We start from the raw sequence: 16447 nt of genomic DNA, 5'->3' as shown, positions 1-16447 counted from the left end.
CTGGACATAAAAAATCCCGGCTCAGGAAGCCGGGATTTTTTGTTCCTATACCCGTTAAACCTACTGCTTACCCATACCAAACACGTCCCGGAACTGATTGGCAAAGGCAACAAACTTTTCCTTGATGGTTCGTTTAAGACTGACTTCCAGCGATCCCAGCACCGAATAGCCTTCAATCACGATTTTGGGTGCCTGACGCCCGCCCATTGACGGTGCGCGGTTCTCTGCACTGCCGATAATATTGAACATATTGGACACCACATTGACCTCTTCAGGCACTAAAATACTCAGGCTGCCGACCCAGTTATTGACCCGGATAACAATATGCTGATGCTGAAAAATGGCTTCGGAGAAATCCAGCTCCACAGAGCCCAGCACATTGATCACTCTGATCTCAGCAGGCACCAGCCATTGCCCGCTATGCTGATTGGATGACAGCACGCTGATAATGTTTTCATTCTGCTTATCTTCACCCGCCTGGTATCGTGGAGAAAAACTGCGCTCGCGCTGCTGCTGATACTGAGTATCGGGTTGTAGTGACAAATCGGCCACCAAATCCACCAGCTCCTGATGGGTTTTAGCCTCGGTAGCCACGTCCAGACGCCTTTCAAAGGCCTCGGCAGACCAAATACCATGGCTGTAATTCATAATCAGTTGATCTATCGCCTGCTCTTTTACCTGCTCAAAGGGGCGGTCTTCCAGTTTTACACCGCTGGTATCAATGGCCATAGTGGAACTCCTGTAAAGATTATTTTTATCGTTATTGTTGATCAGATAGTTATTCTATTGACACAAGCAGATATTGAGCCAACTATTTTTTCCTTAAATTTCAATAGCTTGAAAATTCACTGCATTTTCTGACACACCAAACAGGCTAACTATTGGCCGAAAAGCCTAAACAATAAAGAGAAATTAACAGGCAAACGCCTCGTAATTCGGAATGGGTAAAGTATTTTCCACCTGATAATTACCACCATGCTCTGGTAACTGAGCATACGCAGCAGCGTTCTTAATTAATGATTCAGAGCTTCCAGTGCATGTATGGGATCAGCGTCCAGTATTTTAAGCAGCGCGCGGGCAGGCCCGGTCGGATGGCGCCGTCCCTGCTCCCAGTTTTCCAGAGTGCGTTTGCTCACCCCTAATACATTGGCGAAGCGCTCCTGAGTCAGCCCGGTCTTGGCGCGGATGGACTTTACTTCTGGTTCAGCAAACTCGAGCACCCGGGCAGCTTTAGCCTTTCCCTGGATAATTTCATCCGCCTGTCGGACACTTTCCAGCAAGGCGTTAAACTGTTCTTCATTCATTTCGACCACCTTTGGACTATCTGTCTGAGCACCTTGGTTTGCGCATCAGTTAAATTTTCTTTCTCATTCTTGGGGTACGCCAGCAGCATATATAGCTGATCATCGGCTGTCATCCAGTAGTAAATGATCCGTACACCGCCACTTTTTCCCCGGCCTTCCAAGGCCCAGCGTATCTTTCGCAGACCGCCACTGTTTCTGATCAAGGCTCCCATATCCGGACGGTTGACCAGCGCTTCCTGCAAGTCCTTGTATTCGTCATCACTCATTAACTCGGTGATAAGCCTTGTGAAAACGGGGGTTTCTATGATTACCATAATAATAGCGCATTATACGCCAATGACGTATATAGTCGATAAATTAAACAATGCTACGATGTCAGACAGTTAAAAATTAGCCTATAACAATCGAGTTCCCCAACGCATTGCCAAAGCTATCGTCATAGTTATACCCGTAGGCCGGGATTAGGTAAGTGTTTCTTTTTATTTCAACTAGTTGCAAATGACTTCCCTGTTTTTATTAAAGGCTGAGGCAACACCATCATAACCTTAAAGCCGCAATATTGAACACTCAGGGAAGCGGAATATACTCCTTATCATCGCCGGGCACCGGGGTAAAACGCTGTTCTTTCCAGTCGGCCATAGCCTGTTCGACCCGTTCTTTGCGACTGGAAATAAAGTTCCAGTGCATAAAGCGCTCCCCCAGTGGCTCACCACCAATCACAGCAATACGGCTTTTCTTATCGGCGTGAATGGTCACGCTGGTATCGGCTTTAAGCTGTGCCAGAGCATGCTCTGGCACTGTGGTATGCTGAATACGCACCTGGCCCTCGGCCACATACAGTGCCGATTCCTGTGCTTCCGGCAGGATCAGGCTCTGGCCCTGCTCTAAAAAGGCTTCCAGATACAGGGTATTACAGAAGGTTTTTACCGGGGAAGTCAGGCCCCAGGCGCTGCCCATCATCACCCTGACCGGCACTTCCCGGATCTCGGCTGATGGAATATCCTCAATCGGATAGTGGTAAAAAGCCGGTGCAGTCTCTTCCTCTTCTTCAGGTAAGGCATGCCAGAGCTGCAGGCCATGTAGTCTGTGTTGCTGCTCTCTGACCTGCGGTCGCTCCCGCTCTGAATGCACAATACCAGAGCCCGCCACCATCAGATTGATATCGCCGGGTTTAATAGCCTGGGTGTTACCTAAAGAATCACGATGCAGGATCTCGCCCTCGAACAGATATGTGACGGTGGCCAGATTAATATGTGGATGGGGCCGCACATCCAGCCCTTTACCCGGTTCAAATTCCGCCGGCCCCATATGATCAAAAAACACCCAGGGCCCGACACTGCGCAACTGTGCTACCGGCAAGCAACGGCGCACATTGAAACCTCCGATATCCTTCTCTTTACCCTGAATAATCTGCTCTACGCCCTGACAAGGTGACTTCTGAGTCCGGCAGTCGAGGTTTTTCTGTACCAGTAAATCGCTCATTGATTTGCCTTATTTGGTTGAATTTGCCATATCTATGATTCTGAATGATGCGCTTGTTCATTTCAGCTTAGCAAAGTAAAGATAAGTTATCCGGTTGCAATAATCGGCTGATAGGCTTTAACCAGATAAGATCATTCACAGCATCTATGGCACCGATTAACATCACACAACTGAAAATATTGCTGGTAGATCATAGTCAGGAGGGGAAGGCCTCACTGATTAAACTGCTCAGGGCGCAGGGTATCAGCCAGATCTGCGCTGTCAGCAATGGTACTGAACTGCTGGCGCAGGTGAATGAACTGCAGGCAGACCTGATCATATTTGGTTTTGATCTTGGCGATGCGTTGCGGGCAACGGATTTACTGCGCTACATGATCCGCAGCAATATCTTGCCCACCTGGATCCCGGTAGCCTTTGTCACCGAACAACCTGAACAGGTATTGGCCGACCTGCCCTTTCGGATTCTGCCAACACCGGTTTTGGCAAAACCGGTAAGCGAATCTAAACTGCTGGCCCTGTTAAAACAAAGCGTAATGCTGATCAACGCCACCCGTCCCTTACTCAAAGCGTGTCATGGTGAGCACTGCCAGTTTGCGGGAACCGCTATACTGGAGACACCAACAGAGAAATTACCTGTGCCAATAAAGGATGTGGTGCTCACTCTGAAGATCATGAGCCTGATGCAGAATAATCAGGTGGCGCAAGCCAGAACCCTGGCACTACAAATCAGCAATGAACAACGACGCTTCGAGTGGCTGCTTAACCTGGTATATGCCCAGGGGGATGCTGAGGAACTGCTGAAATTGCAGCAGCAGTTGCAGCAGGCCAATCTGCTGCCCCAAAAGCGCCTGTTATATCAGATGAGAATGTTGCAGCAGCGCCAGCAGCTTAAAAGCATGCTGGCCCTTTGTGAATCTATGCACGATAACAAGCGTACCCCAAATGAAATCAACCTTAAGGCCACACTGCTGTTTATGCTACAGGGCTATGATGCTGCGGATCAGTATCTGAGCGCAAAATCGCCAAGCCGACAGGACCCCTACGCCATCAACCTGTTACTTATCTGGCGCATTACGCTGGTTTTACTGCAGTCATTGCAACAGCCCGATGCCAGAACACTGAAAACCAGCCTGATGCAATTTTCCGGACAACTGCGGTGGGACCAGGGCGCGATTGATTTCGGACGCTTTGCGGATTTTACGCAACTGGCAATAAAAGCCATGGATAACCAGCCCGAAGTCAATGATGCCCTGACACGATTACAGCTTCAGGCTGGAGATTTTGATGTGTTTCAGTGTTTACTGCTGACTTATCTGGCCATAAAGATGGCCCACCCCTCAGCCAGCCTCTGGCTTTTCAGGGCTGACAGTAAGCTGGCGCAAATGCACATTAGTGCTGAGCGGCTGTCAGCGGGAATCATCCATGGCTATCTGTTTGAACATATCTTTGCACAACAGGATGCCAAAAGCGCCGTGTACAACCATTGGGGACGCAAATATGTGCAACTTAAACAACATTACCGGGCGCTGAATATGTTCTATAAGGCCTGGCGCTGCAGCCCTGATATTCCGCGGTATCCGCTGAATCTGTTACACAGCATGCAGGGACTGGGGCTCGAACAATTCTGGGGCTGTGACCAGCAGCAGCTACAACAACACCTTCAGTCACTGGTATTAACCGATAAAGAAAAATCCAGCCTTAAAAAGATCTCTGCCTGAGCCTTGCCAGCTGATGAGCTGAACTATACTCAGCCTGAGAGCGTATTAAATCAACGCTCCTCAGATACCATTGGCAACTTCAAAAACAGGTGGTAATGATGCAAGCCAAACGCAAATCCAAAGCACTTTCTGACGGCCCCGACTGGACCTTCCCTCTGCTGGACGAGTATCTGGAGGAGATTACCCGTGTGGCGGAATTCTACCGGCTGGATACTTACCCGAATCAGATAGAAGTGATTACTGCCGAACAAATGATGGATGCCTATGCCAGCATCGGTATGCCCATCAATTATACCCACTGGTCTTATGGCAAAAAGTTTATCCAGACCGAACAAGGCTACAAGCGTGGCCAGATGGGGCTGGCTTATGAAATTGTGATCAATTCAGACCCCTGTATCGCCTATCTGATGGAAGAAAACACCATCACCATGCAGGCGTTAGTGATGGCCCACGCCAGTTTCGGGCATAATTCCTTTTTTAAGAACAACTATCTGTTCCGTACCTGGACCGATGCCAGCTCGATTATCGATTATCTGGTATTTGCCAGAAACTATATTGCCCGCTGTGAGGAGAAGCATGGCATCAGTGAAGTAGAAACTTTTCTGGACTCTTGTCATGCGCTGGCCAATTTCGGTGTGGATCGTTACAAAAGGCCGCAAAAACTCTCACTGCGTGAAGAAAAAGAACGCCAGAAGAGCCGCGAGCAATATCTGCAGTCTCAGGTTAACGAGCTGTGGCGCACCCTGCCAAAGAAAAAAGCCATGGAAACCGATGAAAAGCGCCGCCGTTTTCCTCAGGAACCGCAGGAGAACCTGCTCTATTTTATCGAGAAAAATGCGCCACTGCTGGAACCCTGGCAACGGGAACTGGTGCGTATTGTGCGTAAAATTGCCCAGTACTTTTACCCGCAAAAGCAAACTCAGGTGATGAATGAGGGCTGGGCCTGCTTCTGGCACTATCATATCCTCCATCACCTGTATGACGAGGGCAAAGTCACCGATCGTTTTATGCTCGAGTTTCTGCACAGCCATACCAATGTGGTGGCTCAGCCAGACTACAACAGCCCTTATTACTCAGGCATCAACCCTTATGCGCTGGGTTTTAATATGTTTATGGATATTAAACGTATTTGTGAAACGCCAACCAAAGAAGATAAGCGCTGGTTCCCGGATATAGCCGGATCCGACTGGCAAACCACGCTGGATTTTGCCATGCAGAACTTTAAGGATGAGAGTTTTATCAGCCAGTTTCTGTCACCCAAACTGATGCGGGACTTCCGCCTCTTTGCCATCCATGATGATGACGAAGACAGCCACCTGGAAGTTACGGCCATTCACAATGAAGAAGGCTACCAGGCACTGCGCGAGAAACTCTCCGCCCAGTATAATCTGAGTAATATTGAACCTAATATCCAGATCTACAATGTCGATGTCCGCGGTGACCGCTCACTGACTCTGCGCTATGTGCCACGCAACCGTATTCCGCTGGCAAAAAGCAGCACGGATGTCATCAAACACCTGTATCGCCTGTGGGGCTTTGAAGTCAGGCTGGAGATGGTCGATGACGAGGGTGATACTGAGCTTCTATGCCAATGCCCTGAACAGAAAGATTGAAAGCTGCCGGTCAGGCCTTTACGGTCTAATCCTGATCAGAGCCATTCACAATATGGGCAATCTGCTGCAACCGGTTCACCGCCAGACTGTTGATGGAGCCTTTAGGGTAGCGGCCACGGCTGGAGATCACGCCGACTTCATGGCCCATCAACACAGAAAGTGCCTGATCGACAGTCTCCACCGTATAAATATGAAAGCGGCCCTGTTTCACTGACTGAATCACTTCTTTTTCCAGCATCAGATTTATCTGGTTAGATTTGGGGATCACCACCCCTTGATTACCGGTCAGGCCGCGATGCGCACAGAGCTTGTAAAAGCCTTCAATTTTCTCATTCACGCCGCCCACACTCTGCACCTGACCGTACTGATTGATTGAGCCTGTAACCGCCAGTTCCTGTTTGACCGGGATCAGCGTCAGAGCAGAAATCAGCGCCACCAACTCCGCCAGCGAGGCACTGTCGCCATCTATCTGGCCATAGGATTGTTCAATAGCAATATTGGCAGACAGGGTTAGCGGAAACCACTGGGCATATTTGTGCCCCAGATAGCCGGTCAGCAGCATGACCCCTTTGGAGTGAATAGGCCGTCCAAGCTCCACTTCCCGCTCGATATCCACCACGCCATTGGCGCCGGCGTAAACCGTTGAGCTGATCCGGGCCGGGGTGCCGAACAGGCTGTCACCAATTTCCAGCACGGTAAGGCCATTGACCTTGCCGATGGCCTCTCCTTCGGTTTCAATCAGGATCTGTCCTTCCTTGATATCATCCAGCAACGCCTGACTGATGCGTCCGCTGCGCCTGGTCTTGGCCTGAAGGGCCGTTTCAATATGGCCCACATCCAGACAATCTGTTTGTTGCTGCAGGCAAAAGTAGCGGGCTTCATGCAACAGCTCAATCACATCGGCAAAACGGGCCGACATGCGATGCTGATGTTCTGCCAGACGCAGGCTGAATTCAACCAGCCGGTACATGGCCTTGGCGGAAATACTCTCCAGCCCCATATCTTTGATCTGGTTGCGTACGCGGCCGACAAAATCGAACAGGGTCACCTTATCCAGCGGGATCTCGTAGTCAAAATCCACCAATACCCGGAACAGCTCATCAAATTCGTCTTCGTATTCCTGCAGGGTGTAGTACAGATCCCGCGAACCCATCAGCACCACTTTAACCTTCAAAGGAATACTCTGTGGGGTCAGGGTCATGGAGTTAACCATGCCAATATCATGCTGGTTGGGATCCATCTTCAGTTCACCATGCATCAACGCCAGCTTCAGGGCCTCCCATACATAAGGCTGCTGAATCATTTTATCGGCGTCCAACAGCAGATAGCCGCCATTGGCCTTGTGCAGCGCACCGGGGCGGATCATCCGGTAATTAGTGAACACCGAGCCCTGCACATTGGTGTACTCCACCCGCCCGAACAAGTTCTGATAAGTAGGGTTGGGCTCATAGACCACCGGCGCGCCATCGTTAATATCATGGCTGACCAGAATGTTCGGCAGATACTGCTCTTCGAGCACAGAGCGCTTATCGTATTCGTCCTGTTTTTCTTCCTTGTTTTCCTCGGCGAGGATTTCCACCACCGTTTCCACCAGATGAGGTTTGAGCTGACGCAACGACTTGAGAATGCCAAGATCACCGGCATACTTATGTTCCAGCTCCTTAAGTATCGGTTTTATCCCCAGTTCAGCGGTCTCCTTTTTCAGCTTACGCTGCATTTCTGAAGATTCACGCTTCCACTGCGGTAATTCCAGCAACTGCTCAGAGAGCCTGTCTTCAAGCTGATTAATCAGATCGTAGAAGTGCTGACGTTGCTGCTCCGACAATTTGGTAAATTCTTCATCGGTTACCGGCTTGCCCTTAACGATAGGGGCAAAGCTGATGGTGCCGTTTTCTTCATACAGTGCCACATTCTGACTCTGGGCAAACTGCTCCACCTCTTCGATGGCCTTCTCATAACGCTTGTCGAACTGACGCTTGATGTTGGCCTTCTTGCGCTGATACCCCGGGTTGTCAAAAGCAGCCGGAAAGGTATCCAGCAATTCATCAATCAGCCCGTTCATATCCGTCAGTAATTTACGGCTGTCTCCGGCTGGCAGATGCAATGCATAAGGTTCCCGCTCGTCCTCAAAATTATTGATATAACACCAGTCATCGGGACTGGGCATATTACTCACATGACGGGCAATGTGCTCGTGCACCAGAGTAAAACGGCCAGTCGCAGCCTCCCCCATCACATACAGGTTGTAGCCTCTGGCGTCGATCCCCAGGCCGAAATTCAGGGCTTCACGCGCGCGGTTCTGGCCGATAAAGCTCGAACTCAGGGCGCGATCATCCTTAAGGGCCTGATTGATTCGTTGCCGGCTCGGTTTGGCAGTCAATTGCTGGTGGGTCAGTTCTGTTGCGTGTGGCATTAAATAGGCTAATACTGAGTCTTTAACTCAAGTGAAACCTGATTTGACGGGCCTGTCAAACGCCTTGATGCAAAACCCCTGTTATCGGTGTTTTTCCGGCTATTAAATAATCAAAAACCGGATTAGAAGGACGCAAAGAATGAAGACAGTGTTAATTGGTGTCGTTGCGGCAACTGCCATCAGCTTATCGGCTCAGGCTGAGGTCAAACATATCAGCGATTACGGTTTTATTATTGAAAACCGGGTACAGGTACCCTCGTCTCCGGAGGTCAGTTGGCAAGCCTTAATCCATGATGTAGGCAAATGGTGGCCGGGCGATCACAGCTGGTTTGGTGAGGCTGAAAATTTCAGTATTGAAGCAAAAGCCGGAGGGTGTTTCTGTGAAATTTCCGGAGACAACCAGGTTCAGCATATGCAGATAGAGGTAGTTCAGCCTCCTTCTTTATTGCGTATGACCGGCGGCCTGGGGCCGCTGCAATCCATGGGGCTCTATGGGGCACTGGACTGGAAGCTAAACAAAACAGACAGCGGCACAGAAATTGTGCTGACCTATAAGGTACATGGACTGAACCCTGATGGCTTTAAGGAACTGGCTCCTATTGTCGATCATGTTCAGGGACTGCAACTGGGGGGATTGGGGGATTATCTCAAAAGTGCTCCAGCCACCGAATAGCCGCTACCGCCTAAATTATGTTCCCGACATTTTCGGCATACCGTCCTTTTGAATCAGGCATCCTGCCTGAATCAAAAGCCCAGCTTCGGCATCCATGCCTTCGCGCTGGTCACTGAAAATGCGTTGCATTTTCCGGGCGTTCACAGTCCCTGGACATCGCCGAAAAAATGTTCCCGACATTTTCGGCATACCGTCCGTCCCTGGACATAAAAAAACCGGCGAAAGCCGGTTTTTTGTTTTTGGTGCGGATGGCGAGACTTGAACTCGCACGACCGTTAGGCCACTACCCCCTCAAGATAGCGTGTCTACCAATTCCACCACATCCGCATAAACTCAGTCAGGAATATCTGTTGGCTGATTGCCGGGTACATCCTTCTCAGCAGGAGCCTGCTCAGATACCGGCACTTCAAGATTCTCCCACTCGTCGCCCTGTTTTTCCTGACCCGCCGTCATGGCACCAAGGGCCAGGCTGATGCCAAAAAATAACGTCGCTAACACGGCAGTAGAACGGCTGAGAAAATTTCCCGAACCACTTGAGCCAAATACGGTATTGGACGCACCGGCACCAAAAGAAGCACCCATATCTGCGCCTTTACCGCGTTGAATCAGCACCAGGCCAATTAAGCTCAGCGCGACCAGCAGATATACCACCATTAATACTTCGTAAAGCATGCTTTACCTCAAATCAGTTTGCCGCCTGGCAAATTGCTAAAAATTCATCTTGTTTGAGACTGGCGCCACCTATCAGCCCGCCGTCTACATCTGCCTGGGCGAAAAGTGCCCGGGCGTTAGCGGCGTTAACACTGCCACCATATAAAATTCTGATACCCTGCGCAGCTTCTTTATCAGCCTTAGCCAGATGCTCGCGGATAAATCTATGTACTTCCTGTGCCTGCTCCGGTGTTGCCGACTTGCCTGTACCTATGGCCCACACTGGCTCATAAGCAATCACCAGTTCAGATAACCGCTCAGCGCCAATGGTGTCGGTAACCGCATCCAGTTGCTCAGCAACATAATCAAACACCTGGCCCGCTTCACGTATTTCCAGGGGTTCGCCAACACAGACTATAGGCGTCAGTTGTTGTTCCAGCGCTGCCCTGGTTTTCTGAGCAACCAGCTCATTGCTTTCACCATGATCGGTACGCCGTTCTGAGTGGCCGACAATCACAAATTGACAACCAAGCTCTTTGAGCATCACTGCGCTGATATCACCGGTGTGGGCGCCTGCCTCAAACACGCTGATATCCTGACCGCCTGTCAGTATCGCCGTTGTATCAAATTCATTGATATACACAGCCGGCGGGCAGACAACAATATCCACATTATCCGGTCTGGCTCTGTTAATGCGTTCCTGCATTGTTCCGACCAGAGTCAGGTTACCGTTCATCTTCCAGTTACCTGCTACTATTGGCCGTCTGTTGTTATTCACATTCGCCATCATGACTCCAGACTCGCCGGGCTCGTGTCAACCTGGATTCAGGTTTAAAGCGCGCGAGAGTTTAACCAACCCACCACAAAGTTACAAGCTTCTGGTGCGCGTTTCTTTACTGTGCGCTCACTTTTCGTACCGATTCAGCGATGTATTCTGCCCATTTCAGAGCCGTGCTTTCATCGGTCGCTTCCACCATCACTCTGACCAACGGCTCAGTGCCACTTTTACGCAAAAGTACCCTGCCATCATCACCCATTTCCTGTTCTGCTGCGGCAACGGCTTTTTTCACTTCCTGGCTCTCAATTGGCGCAGGGGCTGAACCATAACGCACATTAATCAGGGTCTGAGGAAACTTCTCCATGCCCTGGCGTAAATCGTACAAGTTCATATCCGCTCGCAACATGGACGTTAACACCTGCAAACCGGAAACAATACCATCACCGGTAGATGCAACAGCCAGATTCAGCACATGGCCGGAGCTTTCCCCGCCGATATTCCAACCCTTCTCATTCAGTAACTCCATCACATAGCGGTCGCCCACCTTGCTGCGTGCAAAAGGAATGGCCAGTTGGGCCAGCGCCACTTCCAGCCCCAGATTGCTCATCAGTGTGCCCACTACACCGCCACCATTCAGGCGTCCCGACCTGAGGGCATCACGGGCGATGATATACACAATCTCATCACCATCCACCAGATTGCCCTTGTGATCCACCATCATAATACGGTCACCATCACCGTCCAGAGCAAAGCCGAGATCGGCTTTCTCCTCCAGCACCTTGTTAGTGATCGCCAGCATGGAGGTGGCGCCCACTTTTTCATTGATGTTCAGACCATCGGGATTGGTGCCAATTTCGATCACCTCGGCGCCCAGCTCCCTGAGAACATTTGGCGCGATATGGTAGGTGGCACCATGGGCGCAATCCACGACAATTTTAAGTCCGGTCAGGGATAACTCGGAAGGAAACGTGCCCTTACAGAATTCAATATAACGGCCGGCCGCATCCGCGACCCGAATCGCTTTGCCCAGCTTGTCCGAGGCCACACACTCCATCGGCTGTTCCATCTGTGCTTCAATGGCCAGTTCTATATCATCGGCCAGCTTAAAACCATCTGCAGAAAAGAACTTAATGCCATTATCATAATAGGGATTGTGAGAGGCGCTGATAACAATGCCGGCCTCTGAGCGAAAAGTCTTGGTCAGATAGGCGATTGCCGGTGTCGGCATCGGTCCGAGCAGCCCGATATTAATACCCGCAGCGGAAAGGCCCGACTCCAGAGCCGATTCCAGCATATAGCCGGAAATACGGGTGTCTTTACCGATCAATACCTTGTTGGTACCCCGGCCGGACAACACCTTACCTGCAGCCCATCCTAATTTGCATACAAACTCAGGATTGATAACGCCTTCACCAACCTTGCCGCGAATACCATCTGTACCAAAATATTTTCTCTGACTCATTGTCGTCCTTATACCGGTTTAAACCGATTTATAATTCTTGCGGGTTCAGGGTTGCCTGAACCACTTTAAGTGCATCGACTGTGGGCCCCACTTCATGCACGCGGATAATCTGAGCACCTTTGAATGCCGCTATCGTGGCACAGGCCAGGCTTCCGGCAAGACGCTCTGCCACTTCATTATTCAGCAACTTACCCAACATGGATTTACGGGACATGCCCACCAGCAAAGGGCAACCTAGCTGTTGAAAATGCTCAAGCTTATTTAACAGCAGATAATTATGCTGCAAAGTCTTACCAAAACCAAAGCCCGGATCCAGTAAAATCTTCTCCTGACTAATTCCGGCAGAATCGCAGGCACGGATCCGTTGCCGGAAAAAATCACTGATATCATCAATCAGATCATCATAATGGGGGCTGTGCTGCATGGTACGGGGCTGCCCCTGCATATGCATCAGACACACGGCTGCGTTGCTGGCGGCGGCCGCTGCAAGGGCACCGTCTTCCCGCAAGGCCCGCACATCGTTGATCAATACTGCCCCGGCTTTAACCGCTTCTGCCATCACCACGGCCTTACTGGTATCGATGGAAATCAGGGTGTCAAAGTTGCTGCTGATGGCTTCTATGACCGGCACCACCCTGTCCAGTTCCTGTTGAACTGAAACCTGAGCAGCACCGGGCCGGGTTGATTCACCGCCTACATCAATGAAGTCGGCCCCTTCATCAAGCATGCTTTGTGCCTGTTGCAAAGCATGATCCAGCTGATTAAAACGTCCTCCATCAGAAAAGGAATCAGGGGTAACATTTAGTATTCCCATGACTTTTGGGGTGGACAAATCCAGCGTTTTACCGGCAAATATCATTGTTCGTTTCTCTTAAACCTATGGTACTGCATACAGCAAGGGCGCCCTGAAGCGCCCTTGTTTATACCTGTTGGTATTATTCATTGATAATAATGATCAGCCTGGCAGGTCGCCGGGCTTGCCCACTTCAGGGCCACCTGACTTGCTATCCTTGTCTTTCGATTCTTCTTCGCCCTTACCCGAATCCTTAGGCTCATTATCTTTAGGCTTGTTGTTATCATCATCCCAATCTGCTGGTGGACGCACTTCCCGGCGCGCCATCAAATCATCGATCTGTTTGGCATCGATGGTCTCGTACTTCATCAGCGCATCTTTCATGGTGTGCAGAACATCCATATTATCCCGCAGGATTTTCTCTGCACGCTGGTAATTACGATCGATAACCGCCTTGATTTCAGCATCAATGGCTCTGGCCGTGTCATCAGACATGTTACTGGCCTTGGCCATGCTGCGCCCAAGGAAGACTTCACCTTCTTCTTCGGCGTAAAGCATCGGCCCCATTTTCTCTGACAAGCCCCATTGAGTGACCATTTTACGGGCCAGATCTGTGGCGCGTTCGATGTCATTGGAGGCCCCGGTGGTGACCTTCTCGCCACCGTAAATAATATCTTCGGCGATGCGGCCACCATATAAACTGGAGATCATGCTTTCAATATGTTGTTTGGTGTAACTGAATCTGTCCTGTTCCGGCAGATACATGGTTACCCCCAAAGCCCTTCCTCGTGGAATAATCGACACTTTATACACAGGATCGTGCTCTGGTACCATGCGCCCGACAATGGCATGACCGGCTTCGTGGTAAGCCGTCATTTCCTTTTCACTTTCCGACATCACCATGGACTTGCGCTCGGCGCCCATCATGATCTTATCTTTGGCTTTGTCGAACTCCTCCATGGTCACCAGACGCCGGTTGGCCCGGGCAGCAAACAAGGCCGCTTCGTTCACCAGGTTGGCCAGATCAGCACCGGAAAATCCGGGTGTGCCACGGGCAATAACAGACGCATCGACATTGTCTGAGATTGGCACTTTACGCATATGCACTTTGAGAATTTGCTCGCGGCCACGGATATCCGGCAACCCTACCACAACCTGACGATCGAAACGTCCGGGGCGCAACAAGGCGGGGTCAAGAACATCAGGGCGGTTAGTTGCGGCGATAACAATAATACCTTCATGGCCTTCGAAGCCATCCATCTCCACCAGCATCTGGTTAAGGGTTTGCTCACGCTCGTCATGACCACCACCTAAACCGGCACCACGCTGACGACCCACCGCATCGATTTCATCGATAAAGATAATGCAAGGGGCGGATTTTTTTGCCTGTTCGAACATGTCACGTACCCTGGACGCACCGACACCAACAAACATTTCCACAAAATCAGAGCCAGAGATGGTGAAAAACGGTACTTTGGCTTCACCGGCAATGGCTTTGGCCAGCAGGGTTTTACCTGTACCCGGAGGGCCTACCATCAGAACACCAGTGGGGATCTTACCGCCCAGTTTCTGGAATTTAGATGGGTCGCGTAAAAAATCCACCAGTTCAGAGACTTCTTCTTTGGCTTCATCACAACCGGCCACGTCCATAAAGGTGGTTTTAATCTGGTCTTCACCCAGTAAACGGGCTTTACTCTTGCCAAAGGACATGGCGCCACGGCCACCGCCGCCCTGCATCTGGCGCATAAAGAAAATCCATACACCAATCAGCAGCAACATCGGGAACCAGGAGATAAAGATGTTAGCCAGCATGGAAGGTTTTTCCGGTGGCTCACCAATCACTCTGACGTCACTTTTCAATAAATCGTTGAGCAAGTCTTCATCGTACGCCGTAGGTATATAAGTAACGAAATTCTCGCCACTGCGCTTAATACCTTTGATTTCACGGCCACTGATGCGTGCTTCGCGGATCAACCCCTGATTCACCTCTTTGATGAATTGGGTATAGTCGTACTGCCGGCCGGCGGTATCGCTGGGTGTAAAGCTCTGAAATACCGTCATCAGAACAACGGCGATCACCAACCACAGAATTAAATTTTTTGCCATATCGCTCAACGCTATAACCTCTGTAAAAACAGTTTGTTTGCCGGACAGGTTGCTGACTTACATCAGTTGCTACTGTCATCCGGCTTGCCATGACAAACGGGTAACCCCGCCTGTATTGTGGTTTACACCTTAGTCTAAACCGGCAGCTTTTTAGATACTGCCAGATAAGTACGTCAGATTCTTTGATCTGGCTCTACTCGCTCATCCGGCAGCCCCAAGACTACTATAGTTTGCACTCTTGTGACAGAGCAGGCCTTGTTTTGCCTGCCAAATCTGTCCTTATTCGGACTTATATCCCGTACCCACCAGATAAACTTCACGGGAACGCGCCCTGGAAGAATCCGGTTTGCGGGTTTTAATACTTTTAAATGCCTGTCTCATTTGCACAAAAAAGTCATCAAAGCCCTCGCCCTGAAACACTTTTACAGCAAAACTGCCATTGGGTTTCAATACCTGTCGGCACATATCCATTGCCAGTTCCACCAGATACATAGAGCGGGCCTGATCCACCGAACTGTTGCCGCTCATATTAGGTGCCATATCAGACAACACCACATCCACATTGTTTCCGCCAATTCGATTTAATAATGTTTCAATCACAGCATCTTCACGAAAATCGCCCTGCAGAAAGTCGACCCCGGCTAAGGGTTCCATCGGCAGAATATCACAGGCGATCACCTGACCTTTTGCCCCCACCAGTTGGGCAGACAACTGTGACCAGCCTCCAGGGGCAGCCCCCAGATCTACGACGGTCATCGCCGGTTTGATCAATCTGTCTTTTTGCTGAATCTGCTCCAGCTTAAACACGGCCCGGGAGCGCCAGCCCTGTTTCTGCGCTTTTTGCACATAAGGGTCATCAAAATGTTCTTTCAGCCAACGGGCACTGCTGGCGGAGCGGGTCTTTTTTGTCATATCCTGAGAATGTCATTAGGCATAGCGGTGAGATAACGCTAGAATACCCTTTTTTCAACCCCGGCGGCACCCTCTTTAGTCTGAGGTGCCTGTTTAATAACCAGATAAATTTGTAACTTAATGATTCTTTCTACCAAGCAAAAGCAATATCTCAAAGGCCTTGCGCACTCTTTGAAACCCGTCGTACAACTTGGCAATAATGGTCTGACTGAAGGCGTTATGGCAGAAATCGACCTGGCTCTGGAGCATCATGAGCTGATCAAAGTCAAGATTCCGACCGATGACAGAGAGCAAAAACGCCTTATCTGTGATGCTATAAGTCGTGAAGCCAAAGCCGTTAATGTGCAACTTATCGGTCATACCCTGGTGCTTTACCGTCAAAGCGAAGAGAAGAAAATCCGCATTCCAAAACTCTGAGCAGCCCAACGGCTGCCTCAGGCAGGTTATGGTAATGATGCACTGAATCCCCCCAGCCGATGCCCGACGGTTTTTCCAACCGGCCAATGCTTGTGAACAGCCCGTTAATATTCCAATGGCATTAG

General features: G+C 50.2%; 15 protein-coding genes and 1 tRNA gene. 4 read left to right on the top strand and 12 right to left on the bottom strand.

Going from position 1 to position 16447, the window contains the following annotated elements; translation table 11 throughout:
- Positions 1 to 60: 60 nt before the first annotated feature.
- The 4 genes from AT746_RS06580 to AT746_RS06565 form a co-directional block, all read right to left on the bottom strand.
- Positions 61 to 729 (bottom strand): DUF1707 SHOCT-like domain-containing protein, encoded by a 669-nt coding sequence (locus AT746_RS06580; protein ID WP_062478080.1) that lies wholly within the window; start codon positions 727 to 729, stop codon positions 61 to 63.
- A 284-nt stretch (positions 730 to 1013) separates the two neighbouring features.
- Positions 1014 to 1304: a helix-turn-helix domain-containing protein gene (locus AT746_RS06575; RefSeq protein ID WP_062478076.1), complete on the bottom strand. Its 291-nt coding sequence runs from the start codon at positions 1302 to 1304 to the stop codon at positions 1014 to 1016.
- A complete protein-coding gene (locus AT746_RS06570) occupies positions 1301 to 1570 on the bottom strand; it encodes a type II toxin-antitoxin system RelE/ParE family toxin (RefSeq protein WP_249762038.1) in 270 nt (89 codons plus the stop codon). Before AT746_RS06570 ends, AT746_RS06575 begins: the two co-directional genes overlap by 4 nt.
- Before the next feature lie 301 nt (positions 1571 to 1871).
- Positions 1872 to 2786: a pirin family protein gene (locus tag AT746_RS06565; RefSeq protein ID WP_062478070.1), complete on the bottom strand. Its 915-nt coding sequence runs from the start codon at positions 2784 to 2786 to the stop codon at positions 1872 to 1874.
- Between the two features lie 146 nt (positions 2787 to 2932).
- Between AT746_RS06565 and AT746_RS06560 the strand changes: the two genes are divergently transcribed.
- Together AT746_RS06560 and AT746_RS06555 are read left to right on the top strand one after the other, a co-directional pair.
- The gene (locus tag AT746_RS06560; RefSeq protein ID WP_062478067.1) at positions 2933 to 4504 is read left to right on the top strand and encodes a response regulator; all 1572 of its coding nucleotides are present in this window, start codon (positions 2933 to 2935) and stop codon (positions 4502 to 4504) included.
- Between the two features lie 98 nt (positions 4505 to 4602).
- Positions 4603 to 6117, top strand: coding sequence for a SpoVR family protein (locus AT746_RS06555; RefSeq protein WP_156413761.1), 1515 nt, complete (start codon positions 4603 to 4605; stop codon positions 6115 to 6117).
- A gap of 25 nt (positions 6118 to 6142) precedes the next feature.
- Here the strand turns inward: AT746_RS06555 and AT746_RS06550 are convergent, their stop codons facing one another.
- On the bottom strand, positions 6143 to 8530 hold the full coding sequence (locus tag AT746_RS06550; RefSeq protein ID WP_062478061.1) for a Lon protease family protein: 2388 nt from the start codon (positions 8528 to 8530) through the stop codon (positions 6143 to 6145).
- Positions 8531 to 8669: 139 nt separating this feature from the next.
- On the opposite strand from AT746_RS06550, the gene AT746_RS06545 reads away from it, so the two are divergent.
- On the top strand, positions 8670 to 9203 hold the full coding sequence (locus AT746_RS06545; protein WP_062478058.1) for a hypothetical protein: 534 nt from the start codon (positions 8670 to 8672) through the stop codon (positions 9201 to 9203).
- 240 nt (positions 9204 to 9443) lie between these two features.
- Here AT746_RS06545 and AT746_RS06540 read toward each other — a convergent pair.
- From AT746_RS06540 to rlmE, 7 genes are all read right to left on the bottom strand, one after another.
- Positions 9444 to 9530: transfer RNA gene (locus AT746_RS06540), tRNA-Leu, on the bottom strand.
- Between the two features lie 6 nt (positions 9531 to 9536).
- Positions 9537 to 9875, bottom strand: a complete 339-nt coding sequence (gene secG / locus AT746_RS06535) for a preprotein translocase subunit SecG (RefSeq protein WP_062478054.1) — start codon at positions 9873 to 9875, stop codon at positions 9537 to 9539.
- A 13-nt stretch (positions 9876 to 9888) separates the two neighbouring features.
- Positions 9889 to 10641 (bottom strand): triose-phosphate isomerase, encoded by a 753-nt coding sequence (gene tpiA / locus AT746_RS06530; protein ID WP_062478052.1) that lies wholly within the window; start codon positions 10639 to 10641, stop codon positions 9889 to 9891.
- A 106-nt stretch (positions 10642 to 10747) separates the two neighbouring features.
- Positions 10748 to 12094: a phosphoglucosamine mutase gene (gene glmM, locus AT746_RS06525; protein ID WP_062478049.1), complete on the bottom strand. Its 1347-nt coding sequence runs from the start codon at positions 12092 to 12094 to the stop codon at positions 10748 to 10750.
- 28 nt (positions 12095 to 12122) lie between these two features.
- Positions 12123 to 12953, bottom strand: coding sequence for a dihydropteroate synthase (gene folP / locus AT746_RS06520; protein ID WP_062478046.1), 831 nt, complete (start codon positions 12951 to 12953; stop codon positions 12123 to 12125).
- Between the two features lie 96 nt (positions 12954 to 13049).
- A complete protein-coding gene (gene ftsH, locus AT746_RS06515; protein ID WP_062478043.1) occupies positions 13050 to 15002 on the bottom strand; it encodes an ATP-dependent zinc metalloprotease FtsH in 1953 nt (650 codons plus the stop codon).
- Between the two features lie 270 nt (positions 15003 to 15272).
- A complete protein-coding gene (gene rlmE, locus AT746_RS06510; protein ID WP_062478040.1) occupies positions 15273 to 15905 on the bottom strand; it encodes a 23S rRNA (uridine(2552)-2'-O)-methyltransferase RlmE in 633 nt (210 codons plus the stop codon).
- A 120-nt stretch (positions 15906 to 16025) separates the two neighbouring features.
- Between rlmE and yhbY the strand changes: the two genes are divergently transcribed.
- Positions 16026 to 16322 (top strand): ribosome assembly RNA-binding protein YhbY, encoded by a 297-nt coding sequence (gene yhbY, locus AT746_RS06505; RefSeq protein ID WP_062478038.1) that lies wholly within the window; start codon positions 16026 to 16028, stop codon positions 16320 to 16322.
- The last annotated feature ends 125 nt before the right edge of the window (positions 16323 to 16447 follow it).

This window comes from Lacimicrobium alkaliphilum (assembly GCF_001466725.1).
Taxonomy (GTDB): domain Bacteria; phylum Pseudomonadota; class Gammaproteobacteria; order Enterobacterales; family Alteromonadaceae; genus Lacimicrobium; species Lacimicrobium alkaliphilum_B.
This window is presented reverse-complemented; position numbering and strand designations above follow the sequence as displayed.

What these genes read in the sequence shown, in the direction of transcription:
- AT746_RS06580 (WP_062478080.1), bottom strand. Translation starts at nt 729, where the DNA reads ATGGCCATTGATACCAGCGGTGTAAAACTGGAAGACCGCCCCTTTGAG.
- AT746_RS06575 (WP_062478076.1), bottom strand. Translation starts at nt 1,304, where the DNA reads ATGAATGAAGAACAGTTTAACGCCTTGCTGGAAAGTGTCCGACAGGCG.
- AT746_RS06570 (WP_249762038.1), bottom strand. Translation starts at nt 1,570, where the DNA reads ATGAGTGATGACGAATACAAGGACTTGCAGGAAGCGCTGGTCAACCGT.
- AT746_RS06565 (WP_062478070.1), bottom strand. Translation starts at nt 2,786, where the DNA reads ATGAGCGATTTACTGGTACAGAAAAACCTCGACTGCCGGACTCAGAAG.
- AT746_RS06560 (WP_062478067.1), top strand. Translation starts at nt 2,933, where the DNA reads ATGGCACCGATTAACATCACACAACTGAAAATATTGCTGGTAGATCAT.
- AT746_RS06555 (WP_156413761.1), top strand. Translation starts at nt 4,603, where the DNA reads ATGCAAGCCAAACGCAAATCCAAAGCACTTTCTGACGGCCCCGACTGG.
- AT746_RS06550 (WP_062478061.1), bottom strand. Translation starts at nt 8,530, where the DNA reads ATGCCACACGCAACAGAACTGACCCACCAGCAATTGACTGCCAAACCG.
- AT746_RS06545 (WP_062478058.1), top strand. Translation starts at nt 8,670, where the DNA reads ATGAAGACAGTGTTAATTGGTGTCGTTGCGGCAACTGCCATCAGCTTA.
- secG (WP_062478054.1), bottom strand. Translation starts at nt 9,875, where the DNA reads ATGCTTTACGAAGTATTAATGGTGGTATATCTGCTGGTCGCGCTGAGC.
- tpiA (WP_062478052.1), bottom strand. Translation starts at nt 10,641, where the DNA reads ATGGCGAATGTGAATAACAACAGACGGCCAATAGTAGCAGGTAACTGG.
- glmM (WP_062478049.1), bottom strand. Translation starts at nt 12,094, where the DNA reads ATGAGTCAGAGAAAATATTTTGGTACAGATGGTATTCGCGGCAAGGTT.
- folP (WP_062478046.1), bottom strand. Translation starts at nt 12,953, where the DNA reads ATGATATTTGCCGGTAAAACGCTGGATTTGTCCACCCCAAAAGTCATG.
- rlmE (WP_062478040.1), bottom strand. Translation starts at nt 15,905, where the DNA reads ATGACAAAAAAGACCCGCTCCGCCAGCAGTGCCCGTTGGCTGAAAGAA.
- yhbY (WP_062478038.1), top strand. Translation starts at nt 16,026, where the DNA reads ATGATTCTTTCTACCAAGCAAAAGCAATATCTCAAAGGCCTTGCGCAC.